Origin of the sequence: Halorubrum sp. SP3 (genome assembly GCF_005435195.1) — an archaeon.
GTDB classification, from domain to species: Archaea; Halobacteriota; Halobacteria; order Halobacteriales; family Haloferacaceae; genus Halorubrum; species Halorubrum sodomense.
The window spans coordinates 177,620-191,206 of record NZ_SGTU01000004.1; the positions used below are offsets into that span (position 1 = coordinate 177,620).

At 71.1% G+C, this 13,587-nt stretch carries 13 protein-coding genes, 1 tRNA gene and 1 pseudogene; 10 read left to right on the forward strand and 5 right to left on the reverse strand.

The features are described 5' to 3' along the window. Window positions 1-116: 116 nt before the first annotated feature. A complete protein-coding gene (locus EXE42_RS04890) occupies window positions 117-1,007 on the forward strand; it encodes a substrate-binding domain-containing protein (protein ID WP_137705998.1) in 891 nt (296 codons plus the stop codon). A gap of 53 nt (window positions 1,008-1,060) precedes the next feature. Here EXE42_RS04890 and purN read toward each other — a convergent pair whose 3' ends face one another. Beyond that, complete coding sequence (gene purN, locus EXE42_RS04895; protein ID WP_137705999.1) at window positions 1,061-2,665, reverse strand: phosphoribosylglycinamide formyltransferase; 1,605 nt, start codon at window positions 2,663-2,665, stop codon at window positions 1,061-1,063. A 168-nt stretch (window positions 2,666-2,833) separates the two neighbouring features. Between purN and purB the strand changes: the two genes are divergently transcribed. The 6 genes from purB (at window position 2,834) to EXE42_RS04925 (ending at window position 8,799) form a co-directional block, all read left to right on the forward strand. Continuing rightward, window positions 2,834-4,315, forward strand: coding sequence for an adenylosuccinate lyase (purB, locus tag EXE42_RS04900; protein WP_137706000.1), 1,482 nt, complete (start codon window positions 2,834-2,836; stop codon window positions 4,313-4,315). 93 nt (window positions 4,316-4,408) lie between these two features. Then, window positions 4,409-4,747 carry a zinc ribbon domain-containing protein gene (locus EXE42_RS04905; protein ID WP_092921230.1) on the forward strand — a complete coding sequence of 113 codons (339 nt, stop codon included), beginning with the start codon at window positions 4,409-4,411 and terminating at the stop codon, window positions 4,745-4,747. A gap of 49 nt (window positions 4,748-4,796) precedes the next feature. After that, window positions 4,797-5,711, forward strand: a complete 915-nt coding sequence (locus tag EXE42_RS04910; RefSeq protein WP_137694319.1) for a sensor domain-containing protein — start codon at window positions 4,797-4,799, stop codon at window positions 5,709-5,711. A 42-nt stretch (window positions 5,712-5,753) separates the two neighbouring features. Beyond that, a complete protein-coding gene (locus EXE42_RS04915) occupies window positions 5,754-6,434 on the forward strand; it encodes a hypothetical protein (RefSeq protein ID WP_137706001.1) in 681 nt (226 codons plus the stop codon). Continuing rightward, on the forward strand, window positions 6,435-7,112 hold the full coding sequence (locus tag EXE42_RS04920) for a metal-dependent hydrolase (RefSeq protein ID WP_137706002.1): 678 nt from the start codon (window positions 6,435-6,437) through the stop codon (window positions 7,110-7,112). It begins immediately after the preceding gene. A gap of 85 nt (window positions 7,113-7,197) precedes the next feature. Further along, the gene (locus EXE42_RS04925; protein WP_137706003.1) at window positions 7,198-8,799 is read left to right on the forward strand and encodes an NAD(P)/FAD-dependent oxidoreductase; all 1,602 of its coding nucleotides are present in this window, start codon (window positions 7,198-7,200) and stop codon (window positions 8,797-8,799) included. Between the two features lie 39 nt (window positions 8,800-8,838). Here the strand turns inward: EXE42_RS04925 and EXE42_RS04930 are convergent, their stop codons facing one another. Further along, a complete protein-coding gene (locus EXE42_RS04930) occupies window positions 8,839-9,396 on the reverse strand; it encodes a PAS domain-containing protein (protein WP_137694316.1) in 558 nt (185 codons plus the stop codon). 161 nt (window positions 9,397-9,557) lie between these two features. On the opposite strand from EXE42_RS04930, the gene EXE42_RS04935 reads away from it, so the two are divergent. Beyond that, window positions 9,558-11,078, forward strand: coding sequence for an Ig-like domain repeat protein (locus EXE42_RS04935; RefSeq protein WP_137706004.1), 1,521 nt, complete (start codon window positions 9,558-9,560; stop codon window positions 11,076-11,078). 350 nt (window positions 11,079-11,428) lie between these two features. On the opposite strand, the gene EXE42_RS04940 is transcribed toward EXE42_RS04935, so the two are convergent. Beyond that, window positions 11,429-11,851: a hypothetical protein gene (locus EXE42_RS04940; RefSeq protein ID WP_241988332.1), complete on the reverse strand. Its 423-nt coding sequence runs from the start codon at window positions 11,849-11,851 to the stop codon at window positions 11,429-11,431. Window positions 11,852-11,950: 99 nt separating this feature from the next. On the opposite strand from EXE42_RS04940, the gene EXE42_RS04945 reads away from it, so the two are divergent. Together EXE42_RS04945 and EXE42_RS04950 are read left to right on the forward strand one after the other, a co-directional pair. Then, window positions 11,951-12,154, forward strand: coding sequence for a type II toxin-antitoxin system HicB family antitoxin (locus EXE42_RS04945; protein WP_092921224.1), 204 nt, complete (start codon window positions 11,951-11,953; stop codon window positions 12,152-12,154). Continuing rightward, window positions 12,151-12,399 (forward strand): annotated as a pseudogene (locus tag EXE42_RS04950) (type II toxin-antitoxin system HicA family toxin); the annotation flags it as partial. The gene EXE42_RS04945 and the pseudogene EXE42_RS04950, both read left to right, overlap by 4 nt. A 161-nt stretch (window positions 12,400-12,560) precedes the next feature. Here the strand turns inward: EXE42_RS04950 and EXE42_RS04955 are convergent. Continuing rightward, window positions 12,561-12,632, reverse strand: a tRNA-Ala gene (locus tag EXE42_RS04955). Window positions 12,633-12,701: 69 nt separating this feature from the next. After that, on the reverse strand, window positions 12,702-13,277 hold the full coding sequence (locus EXE42_RS04960; protein WP_137706005.1) for an SRPBCC family protein: 576 nt from the start codon (window positions 13,275-13,277) through the stop codon (window positions 12,702-12,704). Window positions 13,278-13,587: the final 310 nt, after the last annotated feature.

A 13,587-nucleotide genomic window follows, 5' to 3' on the forward strand; every position in this document is an offset into this window, starting at 1 on the left:
GCGTCGCGGTCGAAGAGACGATCCGCCGCGCGGATCCGACGCGTATCGCGCGAACCCCGGCTGAGATAACGAAAAATGCGTACTTTTTTCACGAGATGTAACCATATTCGGCTATCGTGGGTACGCGTCGGCGACAGTATCTGCGGGCACTCGGCCTCGGTGGCGCCGTCTCGGTGGCCGGCTGTGCGAATCGGACCGAGGAGACCCGACCACGCCTCGGCTCGTTGACGCTCGCCACCGCCACGACCGCGTACGACAGCGGTGTACTAGCCGTCCTCAACCGAGCGTACACCGGCCGGTTCGGGTCGGGGGTCGACGCGGTGGCGCGCGGAACGGGCGCGTCGCTCCGTACCGCCCGGGACGGCGACTGCGACGTCGTCCTCGTCCACGCCCGCCCGCTGGAAGACGAGTTCCTCAGGGAGGGGTACGGGATCAATCGGCGCAGCGTGATGGTCAACGACCTCCTCGTCGTCGGTCCGCCCGACGATCCGGCCGACGTCGCCGGAAGGGGCCCCGTGTCGGCGTTTCGAGCGATTTCGGAGGCGGAAGCGACGTTCCTGTCGCGGGGCGACCGGTCGGGGACGCACGTTCGAGAGCTCCGGATATGGGAGGCGGCGGGCGTCAGTCCCGGCGGCGAGTGGTACCTCGAAACCGGCCAGGGGATGGGTGATACGCTCGTCGCGGCCCGGCAGTCGAACGCCTACACCCTCGTCGACCGCGGCACGTTCCTCGCCGTCGGCGGCGACGGCGGCCTGACGCGGCACGTCGACTTCGGGATCGACGACCCGCCGCCGCTGCTCCGAAACGAGTACGCGGTCATTCCGGTCAACCCCGCCCGACACGACGTTTCGTACCCGCTCGCGATGTCCTACGTCGGGTACCTCACCGGCCCGGGACAGTCGGAGATCGAGGAGTTCCGGGTCGACGGGGAGCGGGCGTTCCGGCCGCTCGCCCGCTCGGCCGACCCCGAGTTCGACCAGTACGTGCCGAGCGACTGGCGGGAGTAGCGGCGCGAGCGCGACGACGCACCGAACGGTCGGCGGGCTTCCGCCCGCCGAGATCAGTCGTGCCGGAAGCAGCGCGACCCGGTGAACGCCATCGCCATGTCGCGCTCGTCGGCCGCGGCGATCACCTCCTCGTCGTTGACGGAGCCGCCGGGCTGGATCACGGCCTCGATGCCGGCGTCGGCCGCCTCCTCGATCGCGTCCGGGAAGGGGAAGAAGGCGTCCGAGGCCATCACGGCGCCCTCGGCGGACTTGCCCTCGGCGTCCTTCTCGGCTTTCATCGCCGCGAGCGTCACGGCGTCGACGCGGGACACCTGTCCCATCCCGACGCCGACCGTCTCGGTGCCGGTCGCGAAGAGGATACCGTTCGACTTCACGTGTTTGAGCGTCTGCCACGCGAACAGCATCGTCTCGACCTGCCCGTCGGTCGGCTCGCGCTCGGTGACGAACTCGAGGTCGTCGGCGGTCGGTGACTGCCGGTCGCGCTCCTGGACGAGGCGGCCGCCGACGATGGGTTTCTCGGTGAACCGCTCGGAGAAGCGGTCCTGGCCCTCACCGAGCGGCCCGACGTCGAGCACGCGGAGGTTCTTCTTCTCGCGGAGCACGTCGAGCGCGCTGTCGGTGTAGCCGGGCGCGACGACGACCTCTTTGAACGAGTCCGCGACCGCGGTGGCGGTGTCGGCGTCGCACTCCCGGTTCAGGGCGACGATGCCGCCAAACGCCGACTTCGCGTCGGTCCGCAGCGCGCGGTCGTACGCGTCCGCCAGGTCCGAGCCGACCGCGCAGCCCGCGGGGTTCGTGTGCTTGATCACCGCGGCCGCGGGGTCGTCGAACTCCTTGACGAGGTCGAGGGCGGCGTCGGCGTCGTTGTAGTTGTTGTACCCCATCCCCTTCGCGCCGGGGTTGCGCTGGTCGGCCTCGACGACGCTCGCCTCCTCGCAGCCGTCGTCGACGTACAGCGCGGCGTCCTGATGCGGGTTCTCGCCGTAGCGCAGCGAGGCGGTCCGCTCCTCCGAGACGAAGCGCCGCTCGGGGAAGTCGCCGCCCACGTCGCCCTCGACCGCGACGTCGACGGGCTCGCCGTCGGCGTTCCGCTCGACCGTCACGCGGTCCTCGGCGAACCAGCGGACCGCTCGCGGGTACGCCGTGAACTCCGCCTCGCGGAGGACGCGCGCCTTCAGCGAGTCGGCGTCGTCGTCCTCGTACACCGGGATCGGCTCCTGGGTGACGACCGGCCCCGCGTCGACCTCCTCGGTGACGACGTGGACCGTACAGCCGGTCGTCCGGACGCCCGCGTCGAGCACCTGCTCGTGGGCGTCCGTGCCGGGGAACGACGGGAGCAGCGAGGGGTGGACGTTCAGCGTCGTCGGGACGGCGTCGAGGAACTCGTCGGTCAGCACCCGCATGTAGCCGTCCAGACAGACCAGGTCGACATCGTAGTCCGACAGGCGCTCGACGATCCGGCGCTCGTGCGACTCGCGCGACTCGCCCTCGTCGCGCTCGACGACCTCGGTCGGGATCCGGCGCTCGGTCGCGGCCCCCAACACGGGCGCCTGCTCGCGGTTCGTCAGGACGACCGACAGCGCCGCGCCGCCCGGCGCGGCGTCGGCGATGTGTCTGAGGTTCCGTCCCCGGTTGCTCGCGAGTCCCGCGATCTTCATGTCCGAACCCTCCGACCGATCGGGTATATCGATTGCGGTCCGCGCCGCATTCCTGTCCACGTTCACGGATCGGAACGGGGTATCGTCGCGGCGCGAGGACGCCACGGATCCACGTCCGTGCGTCGATCCATCGACACGCTTTTGCTGGCTCCGGGGGCAGTCGCGGACATGACCGACGACTTCGAACCGACGGCGGACGACGCCATCCCGGGGCTCTCTCGGTCGGACCCGCTCGCGGCCGTCTCGCCGCTCGACGGCCGGTACGCCGGTCGGACGGCGCCGCTGTCCCCGTACGCGAGCGAGGCCGCGCTGATGCGCGCGCGGACCCGCGTGGAGGTCGAGTACCTGCTCGCGCTGGGAGCGCTCGACGTGACGCCGATCGCGTTCGACGAGGCGACCGAAGCGGCGCTCCGCGGGGTTTACGAGGCGTTCGACGCCGAGGACGCGCGCCTGATCAAGGCGCTGGAGACCGAGGGCGCCGCGGGGTACGACGCGACCAACCACGACGTGAAGGCGGTCGAGTACTTCCTCCGCGTCCGGCTGGCGGAGTTCGCCGAGGACGGAGCGGACGGGGAGCGCGACGCCCCGCTCGACGACGCCGAGTCGCTGTTCCCGTGGATCCACTTCGGGCTCACCAGCGAGGACGTGAACAACCTCGCGCACCGGCTCCTCGTCAAGCGCGCGGTGAGCGAGGTGATCGTCCCCGCGGTCCGCGAGGTACGCGACGCGCTCGTCGAACTGGCGCACGAGTACCGCGACGCGCCGATGCTGGCGCGCACGCACGGCCAGCCCGCGACGCCGACGACCTTCGGGAAGGAGATGGCCGTCTACGCCGCGCGGCTCGGCCGCGCGCTGGGGCGGGTCGTCGTCGCGAACGAGGACCTCTCGGGGAAGCTCGCGGGCGCCTCGGGCACCTTCGCCGCCCACCGCGCGGCCTACCCCGACGTCGACTGGCGGGGGTTCTCCGCGTCGTTCGTGCGCGGCCTCGGCTTAGAACACACCGCGCTCGCGACGCAGGTCAACCCCTGCGACGACCTCGCGGCGCTGTTCGACGCCCTGCGGGGGGTCAACGACGTCCTCCTCGATTTAGACCTCGACGCGTGGCTGTACGTCTCCGACCGTTACCTCGGGCAGGAGGCCGTCGAGGGCGAGACCGGCTCGTCGACGATGCCGCATAAGGTCAATCCGATCGACTTCGAGAACAGCGAGGGGAACCTCTCGAAGGCGAACTCCGATCTCACCTTCCTCGCCGACTACGTGACGACCTCCCGGCTCCAGCGCGACCTCTCGGACTCCACCGTCAAGCGCAACGTCGGCGCCGCCCTCGCGCACTGCCTGATCGGCTACTCGAAGGCCGCGGACGGGCTCGGGAAGGTCGTCCCGAACGAGACCGTCATGCGGGAGGAGCTGGACGCGACCCCCGAAGTCATCGGCGAGGCGGTCCAGACGATCCTGCGCCGCGAGGGCGATACGGAGGCCTACGAGCGCGTGAAGGCGCTCTCTCGCGGCCGGTCGGTGACGCTCGACGACTTCCGGGAGCTGTTCGACGACCTCGACGTCGACGACGCGGTGCGCGCGGAGCTGAAGGCGCTGAGCCCGACCGGCTACACCGGCTTCGCCGACGAACTCGTCGACGAGATCGACGAGTAGCGCCGGCGCGGGAGCGGCGGCGTGGGCGGCGTAGGCGACGGGCGGCCGGCGACGGCACAAGAGGTTTATCCCTCAACCGACGACTCGCGGCCGATGCCCTCCGAGAACGACGAGACCGAGTACTCGGTCTTCGACGACGAATCGAGCGACGAGCGGGACGGCGCGGGCGACGGCTCGGTCGAAGACGGCGACCCCGACGCCGGAGCCGACGACCGTCCCGCCTCGCTCGGCGGCGACGGCGACGACGGCTGCCCGAAGTGTGGCGGCACCGAGACGGAGACCGACGAGATCGCCACCAGCGGCACCGGGCTCACGAAGATGTTCGACGTCCAGAACCGGAAGTTCGTGGTGGTCTCCTGCGCCGAGTGCGGCTACTCCGAGCTGTACAAGGGGCAGTCGTCCGGCAACGCGATCGACTTCTTCCTCGCCTGAGTCGCCGGGGGAGCGACCGATTTTTGTCGGACGGCGAACCAGTCGCGGTATGGTCTCCCGCCGACCGCTCGCGAACCTCCCCGTCGTCGGCGTCGTCGCCGACGGCCGCACGTATCGCCGCCTCCTGTACCTCCTGGTCGCGGTCCCGCTGTGGGTCGTCTACTCGGGGGTCGCCTCGTTCGCGCTCGCGTTCGGGCTCGTCTTTTCGGTCGTCCTCGTGGGGATCGGGGTCCTGGCCGCCGCCGTCGTCGGCTCGCGGCCGGTCGCGGGCCTCGAACGGTGGTTGGCGAACCGCCTGCTCGGCACCGACCTCGTCGCGGCGGACGACATCCCCGCGGCCGCGAACGACGGTTCGACCGGCGCGATCGCGACCGTTCGCGCGTACCTCGCCGCGCCGTCGACGTGGCGCGGGCTCGGGTTCCTCTCGCTGAAGTTCTGGGTCACGCTGCTGGCGTTCGCGCCGCTCGCCGTCCTCGCGAGCGCGCTGTCCCTCGTCGCCGCGCCGGTCCGGTACCCCTACTCCCCGGAGTTCGGTGAACTGAACGGCGAACCGGTGGTGTGGACGGTCGACGCCGCGCCCGAGGCCGCCCTCGCGACGGGGCTCGGGGTCGTCGGCCTGCTCGTCGGGCTCCACCTGGCGAACCTGATCGCGGGCGGCGCTCGGCTGATGGCCGTCTCGCTGCTCGGCGGCGGAAAAGGAGACGGTGACAGCGACGCGAGCGGCCGGGCGGGCGAAAGCGAACCCGACCGTGAGCGCGTAACCGTCGACCGCGACCGCGACGGCAACACCGACGGCGACGGCGACCGCGACGGCAACGACAACAGCAACACCGACGGCGACCGCGACGACGAGTCCGGAGAGACTCCCGACTCGACCGCCGACAGCTTCGAGTTCGACGCGGACCCCGCCGACCCCGACGCGAGTCCCCGCGATCCCGAGGCGGACCCGGAGGACCGCAACTAAGCTCCCCGGAGCGCTTATTCGGCTCCGAGCGTCAGTGGGGGTATGGCGCCGACGCCCGTGAGCGCGGCCGTGGGGGCGCTGCTCGCGGCCGCGCTGCTGGGGGACGCGTTCGACCGGCGCGCGGTGGCGGTCGTCGTCTCGGCCGCGGTCCTCCCCTCCCTCGACGCGGCCGCGAGCCTCGTCGTGCCGGGCGCGACGAACGCCCTCCTCCACGCCGTCTGGCCACCCCTTCTCGTCGGCGGACTGCTACACTGGGACACGGCGCTGCGCGCGGAGTCGACCCTCCGCGATCGAGGCGGCCGGCGCGCGGTCAGGATCGCGTGGGTCGCGCTCGCGTCGTTCGTCGTCGCCGGGATCGGCGCGGCGCTGTTCGCCGGCGAGGGCGCGGCGCTTTTGTACCCGCTGGAGGACGCGCGCTACGTCGTCCGCGGGCGGCTCGTGTTCTCGACGCAGGAGGGAATCGTCCAGACGTTCCTCGCGCTCGGCGGCGACGGGTCGGGAGTCCTGCCGCTCCGGACCGCCGGCGGCGCGGTCGCCGACCCGGTCGCCTCGTGGGTGAACCCCGACGGCCGTCCCGGCCTCGATCCGGGCGCCGACCGTGAGTTCCGGTTCGTCGACGGCGGGTGGCAGCTGGTCGTCGTCGCCGCCGCGGCCGCGACGCTCGCGGTCCGGTTCGGCAGCCGCGGCGGGGACGCGGCGGACGGCTCGGAGGTGGCCCGCTAGATGCCCTCGACGGTCGTTCACGCCGGGTTCGCGCTGCTGCTCGCGGCCGGGCTGCTCGGGGCGTACTACGACCGGCGCGCGCTCGCCGTCCTGCTGGTCGTCCTCGTCCTCCCGGAGGCGGACAGCTTCCTCGGGGTGGTCATGGAGGGCGCACACCGCACCGTCGGCCACAACTTCGTGTTCCCCGCGGTCGCCGCCCTGGCGCTGTACTACGACACCCGCGTCCGGGAGCGGTCGTGGGTCCGCGAGCGGCTCTCACCGCGGTGGGTCGCGGTCGCGTGGGTCGCCCTCTTCGTCCACGGCTTCGCGCACGTCGCGCTCGACTGGACCCACCTCGACGGGGTGAACGCGTTCTGGCCGCTCCGCGACCGCTTTTTCAGCCTCGACGGGGAGATACTGTACTCGACTGCCGACGGGTTCGTCCAGACGTTCGTCGACGTGCGGATCGACCCGGAGACGGGGAGCCGGACGATCGACGCGGGCGCCGGCGGCACCAGCGAGTCGGTCCACGTCAATAACCCGGTCCAGCCGCGCGACCCCGATCTCGACGTCGAGGAGCCGGTCGACCGCCGGTTCCCGGTCGCGAACGCGGGCTGGCGGCTCTACCTGATCGGGCTGGGGCTGTTCGCGCTCGGCGCCCGGCGGCTTCAGGGCGACGGCGTCGGAGACGACGGCTGACGGGGGCGAGGGAATCGAGCGACGGCGACGCCCCTAACATGGTATGACCGCAGGGTAAACGCTCCCGGACGCGTAGGGTGACGCGATGCCCACCCAACCGGACGCGGACCTGTCGGACGCGGCCGAGCCGCTGGCCGGGGAGTCGATCGCGGTCGTCGGCGCCGGCTTCGGCGGGCTCTCCGCGGCCTGTTACCTCGCGGACGCGGGGGCGGACGTGACCGCCTTCGAGCGGAACGAACACCCCGGCGGGTACGCCGGGCGGATCGAGCGCGACGGGTTCCGGATCGACACCGGCCCCTCGTGGTACCTCATGCCGGAGGTGTTCGACCGCTTCTTCGAGTTCTTCGGGCGCTCGACGGACGACTACTACGACCTGATCGAGCTCGACCCCCTGTACGAGGTGATCTGGAAGGACGGCGACCGCGCGTCGATGCCGGCCGACCGCGCGGGACAGAAGGCGCTGTTCGAGTCGTACGAGCCGGGCGCGGGCGACGTCCTCGACGACTACCTCGCGGACGCCGCCGAGGCGTACGACCTCGGTATGGACCGGTTCGTCTACCCGAGCCGGTCGCGGCTGCGGGACATGGTCGACGCCGACGTGTTGCGGTCGGGGCGCGCGCTCCCGAAGCTCCGCGAGATGGACGACTACGTCGGCGACTACTTCGACCACGAGAAGCTCCGCCAGATCGCGGAGTACAAGCTCGTCTTCCTCGGCGGCTCCCCGTACAACACGCCCGCGATCTACACGCTGATGAGCCACGTCGACATGAACCTCGGCGTCTATCACCCGGTCGGGGGGATCGCGAGCGTCGTCGACGCGATGGCCGACCTCGCGCGCGAACTCGGCGTCTCGATCCGGACGAGCGAGCCGGTGACCGCGATCGAACCGTCGATCGCGGCGTCGGTCCCGAAGTTCACCGTCGAGACGGAGGGTCGTGCGGAGCGCGGCGACGCCGCGGCGACGCCGTCGAGCGCCCGCTTCGACCGCGTCGTGGCGAACGCGGCCCCGCCGCACGTCGAGCGCGACCTCCTCCCCGCCGGGACCGTCGACCGCGAGTCGTACTGGGAGTCGCGGACGTACGCGCCATCGGCGTATCTCGCGTACCTCGGGGTCGAGGGCGAGGTCGACCTGGACCACCACACGCTCGTGTTCCCGACCGACTGGCGGCCTCACTTCGACGCCATCTTCGACGAGCCGGGATGGCCCGAGGACCCCGCGTACTACGTCCACGTCCCCTCGAAGACGGACCCCGAGGCGGCGCCCGACGGCCACGAGGCCGTCTTCCTGCTCGTGCCGCTGGCCGCCGGGCTGGACGACGACTCGGAGACCCGCGAGCGGTTCCGCGAGCGGGTGTTCGACGACCTGGCCGAACACGCCGGGGTCGACTTCCGCGACCGGATCGTCTTCGAGGAGACCGCCTGCGTCTCCGACTTCCGAAAGCGGTTCAACGCGCCTCGAGGGACCGCGCTGGCGCTGTCGCACACGCTCGGACAGACCGGGCCGCTCCGTCCCGCGTACCGCGCGCCCGGCGTCGACGGCCTCTACTACGTCGGCGCGTACACCAACCCCGGCATCGGGATGCCGATGTGCCTGCTCAGCGGCGAGCACGTCGCCGAGGCGGTCGTCGAGGACGCGACCGGCGGCGGCGTGCTCCCGTCGGTCGTCCCGACGTCGACGCTGTGGTGAGCGGCCGGATCCGTTCGATCGGCGGCGGCGGTCGCTTCCTTACTCGAACCGCGCTTCCGACCCCTCGATCGGCTCCGGCTCCTGCGCGGCGACCCAGTGCGTGACCGTGCCCGCGTCGCCGAAGAGCGGCCGCAGCGAGACGTGGGCGACGAACGGCGTCCCGTCCCGGCGGCGGTTTCGGACCTCGACCGTGACCCGCGACCACGTCGAGAGGGCCTCGCGGAAGTCGGCGCGGGCGTCGCGGAACTCGGCGCGGACATCGGCGTCCGGGTCCGCCGCCTGGAACAGGCGGGGGTTCCGGCCCCGGAGGTCGTCGAGCGCGTAGCCGGTCCAGTCGCGGAACCACCGGTTGACGTAAACGATCGGCGTATCGCGGTACGCCGGTCCGGTGAGGGTGAGGCCGAGCGGGACGTCGTCGAACGCGCGGACGCGGTCGACCAGCATCGCCTCGCGCTCCGCGCGGTCGTCGGGATCGCCGGACCGGGCCGGAACCAGGTCCGGGTCAAGCCCGCGTTCGTCGGCGAGCGCCGAGAGGCGGGTCCGAAACGAGCCGCGGTCAGCGTCGATCGCCGCGAGAACGTCGCGTCGAAGCGTCACGTTCCCGGTTGGGGGGTGGGCGACAAGCCAGTGTCGTTCGGTGACGCGAACCTGGCGTCCGGCGTCGGTCCGAGCCGAGGCGAGAGCGAGCCCGACATCCCCGCACCTGACCCCTGGTTGAAACGAACGTTATCCGTGTCCGGTCCCGAGGGGAAGACGAGATGCGTACCGCAAGCGCCGCCGTCGCCCTCGCACTGCTCGTCGCGCTCGCCGGCTGCGGCGGCCTCGGCGGCGACGCCGTCGGGCCGGCCGACCCGTCGCCGTCGATCGAGTCCGTCTCCGCGCCCGAATCGCTCGAACACGACGAACGGGCGACGATCGAGGCGACCGCTCGGTGGGAGGGCCTCGCGAGCGACGCGGGCGGGTCGGCGGGCGAGAGCGGTTCGGACGCGACGCTCGATTCCGTCCGGGTGACGGTCCGGGTCGGTGACCGAACGCTGCGCTCGGAGAACCGGTCCGTCCCGGCGAACGGGACGCTGACGGTGACGGCCGAGGTCGACGCCGCGGCGCTCGCCCCGGGCGAACACGAGCTGACGGTGTCCGTCGGTGAGGCGACCGCGACCCGAGCGCTGGTCGTCGAGGAGGCTCGCGCGGCGACGTTCGCGGTCTCCGCGATCGAGGCGCCGGACAGCGTGGGGTACGGAGAGAACCTCACGGTCACGGCGACCGTGACCAACGCCGGCGATCTGGCGGGCAACCAGACCGTCCGGATCCGGTACGGGGCCGGCGCGAGCGCGAACCGGACGGTCGCGCTCGACGGGGGCGCGGCGGAGCGGGTGTCGGTCGCGTTCGCGAACGTGCGACTGGCCGGCGGCGAGCACCCGGTCGTCGTGACGACCGCGAACCAAACGCGGGAGCGGACCGTGTCGCTGGTCCACCCGAGTCCGTACGGGGAGACGACGCTCGGTCTCTACGTCGACGACGGCGCGGTCGACCGGAACGTCTCCGCGGTCGTCGCGGCCGCGACGGGCTACTGGGAGCGGAACGACGGGCGCTACCTCGGCTACCCGGTCGCCTACGAGCGGGTGGCGGACGAGGAACGGGCGGACGTCGTCCTCCGGTTCGACCGCGTGGAGCGGTGCGGCGTGGAGGACGGCGACGCGCGGTACTTCGGCTGCGCGGACCTCCTCGTCGACGAGCCGCGCACGCCGATGACCGCGACCGTCGACCCCCGGATCTCCGACGCGGACATGAACGCGACGGTCATCCACGAGCTCGGCCACGTCCAAGGGCTCGAACACGGCGAGGAGCCGGCGGGGCTGATGAACGCGACGAGCACGCTCGCGACCCACCGGCCGGTGAAGGTCCACCTGCGCGCCGAGAGCGGGGACGTGCCGACCCGGGTCGAACGCGAGGTGGCCGCGGCGCTCGACTACTTCGCGGCGCGCGAGGACATCGTCGGGAACGAGCGGTTCACCTGGGAGTTCGTCGAGGACGCGCGCGACGCGCACGTCCAGGTCACCTTCGACGAGCGCGGCGACGTCTGCTTCGCGGACGGCGGCGGCTCCTGTACGGTCGAGGGGGAATTCTACGGCCAGCAGGACGTGCGGCTGGAGGCGTTAGACGACGAGGTCGTCGCGTGGCACGTCGGCGCCTCGTTCGCGCCGGTGCTGTTGGAGGAGGTGCCGCCGGAGCTCACGGGCGAGGCGGACCGGCGGGAGCGGGAGGCGTGGCCGGAGTGAGGCGGGCGTCGGGTGAGATCGGCCGATCGCGCGGGTCGGGCGCTCGGAGGATCGGTGGTCCGGGAACGCCGAGATTCGGGGGCGGTCGTCGAAGGAAAGTCTATACGGCCGCCGGTGTTCGCCCGTTCCATACGTGATACCTCGCGAACGAGTCGGGCGACGCGTTGCGGTCGGGAATCCGGCGGACGGTCGGAGTCCCTGCCTCGTCGGCCTCCCTGCGGTCGGCCGACTCCCTCGCGGGCGGTTCGTGGTCGCCTGCGGCGACCGCTCACCGGCGCGCCACCGAGATAACTGACGCTAATTGATTCGTCCGTACTGAGCGACGGGGTCGGTCGGACGCGACCGATCCCCTATTCGCGGAACTCCGCTTCGAGTTCCTCGGTGAAGCGGACGTACCGGCGTTCGACGCGTTCGAACCCCGTTCCGGGGATGGCGAGCGAATCGTCTATGGAACTGCTGTCGCGCACCGTCTCCTCGATCCGCTCGGTGGTGACGAGCCCCCTCGATTCGAGGCCCTCGATGGCCGCCTCGGCCGTTCCGTCGCCCCCGAGGACTCGGAGCTCCTCCGCGGGCAGGCCCTCCTCGATCATGAACTCGAACGTGTCCCGCTCGATGACCTCGCCCACCTCCAAGACCCCCTCGACGAGCCGTTCCTCGGCGTCGGTCAACACGGTCGGCTGTTCGTCTCTCGCGGCTTCACTCCAGCGTTCGTGCGGGGAGGCGAACGGAGTGGCCTCGTCTCGCCGGGAGGGAATCTCGATCCCCGAGCCCATTTCTGTGCCCCGAGGATCGAACCGTCCGCGGCCCGGGCGTTCGAAAGCGGTGTTCGAAGCGACAGAACGCTTATTCCGCGTTGATGACTACTGACTCCCATGAGCACTGGCCGAGAGATCCGCCTAATCGAGGAGGACGAGGGCGGTTGGTCGGCGATCGACCAGGAGCTGAACGTCGCCAGCCAAGGCGAGACGCGCGAGGAGGCGCTTTCGAACCTCGACGAGGCGGTCGAACTGACGAAGGAAGCCCGTGAGGCGGACACGGACGCACCCGAGCCGGACGCTCCCTGGTTCGAGGAATGAGCGGTCCGCCGCGAAACATCTCCGGCCGAGAGATCGTCAGCGTGCTCACTTCCTTCGATTACCGCAAAGACCGACAGCGCGGAAGCCACGCGATTCTGAAGTACACGAACCCCGACACCGGCGAGGTCCGAACCGTCACTGTCCCGCTACACGACCGGGTGAAGATCGGGACGCTCCAGTCGATCGCGGACCAGTGCGGCGCGGAGGACTTCGACGCGTGGTGCCGCTGGATCGACGAGCATCGCCGACGCGGCCACACGCGACCCCTTCTAGTCGCTCACTGCCTATCTCGGCGACCGTGTCGATCTCAGCGCCGTAAGAAAGCGAGGAGATGAGGCAACCGGAGGGAGCCGAATGGGCTCGCGGGGGACCACGCGAGGGAACGAGACGAACGAAGTGAGTCGAGTGGACTCGCGGGGATTTGAACCCCGGGCCTTCCCCGTGCCAGGGGGATGATCTACCACTGATCTACGAGCCCGCGAACGCACTCGTTGGTTTCCCGGTGAATATCTTAAGGGCTTCGAATCGCGGACCCGGGGCCGCGCGCTCAGATCCGGTCGGAGTCCACGTACACGTCGAGGTCGACGTCCCGGGTCGACCCCTCTAAGTCCTGGACGGCGCGCTCGACGACGCGCTCGGCCTCGTCTCTGATCAGCGGGATCGCCTTCTTCAACACCCAGTCGAACGAGACGAGCCGCGGCAGGTCGAGCGCGTCGGGACTGGCCGACCCAGGGTCGAACTGGACTTCGAGCGCGACCTCACAGGGGTCGTCGCCGGTCGCGTCCGCGTCGCCGTCGCCCGTTCCGTCGGCGCCGTTCCCGTCGGACTCGTCGCCCCCGGGCGGGGTCACCCGCCAGCAGCCGCCGGCGTCGATGTCCTTCGTGATCTCCCAGTCGATCCGCTCGGGCGGCTCGACGCCGGTCACCTCCGAGCGGGCGGTGTAGGATATCTTCCACCACGCGAACGTGAGCGCGTACCGGGTCCCGGGGCCGCCGTCGCCGGTGACGGTCCGGACCTCCCGCAGGTACTCGGAGTAGTTCGCGTACCGCGGGAAATCGAGCAGGAACGCGTACACCTCCTCGGGGTCGGCGTACACCTCCGTCCGCACGACGAGTTCGTCCACGTGCGTGGGTTCGAGCGGCGCTTATTAAACCGTCCGGCGACGGTACTCGCTTAGTGGTTCTGTCGTGGTCGCTGTCAGAACTCCAGATCTTCGTTTATAAATAGTCGACGAGCGATCGACTGCGAACACCTCCAAAGCCCCAGCCGCGAGGGCGGCGCACGCTCGCTGCGGTCCTCGGTCGCTCGCTTCGCTCGCTCCCTGTGGTCCTTACATCGCCTGCGCCGCCCTCGCGGCTGCCCTTTTGAGTCCCACCCCGACCGCCCCGCACCGCAGCCTCACGCCTCCCCAGCCTCGCCGTTCGCTCCGGGCT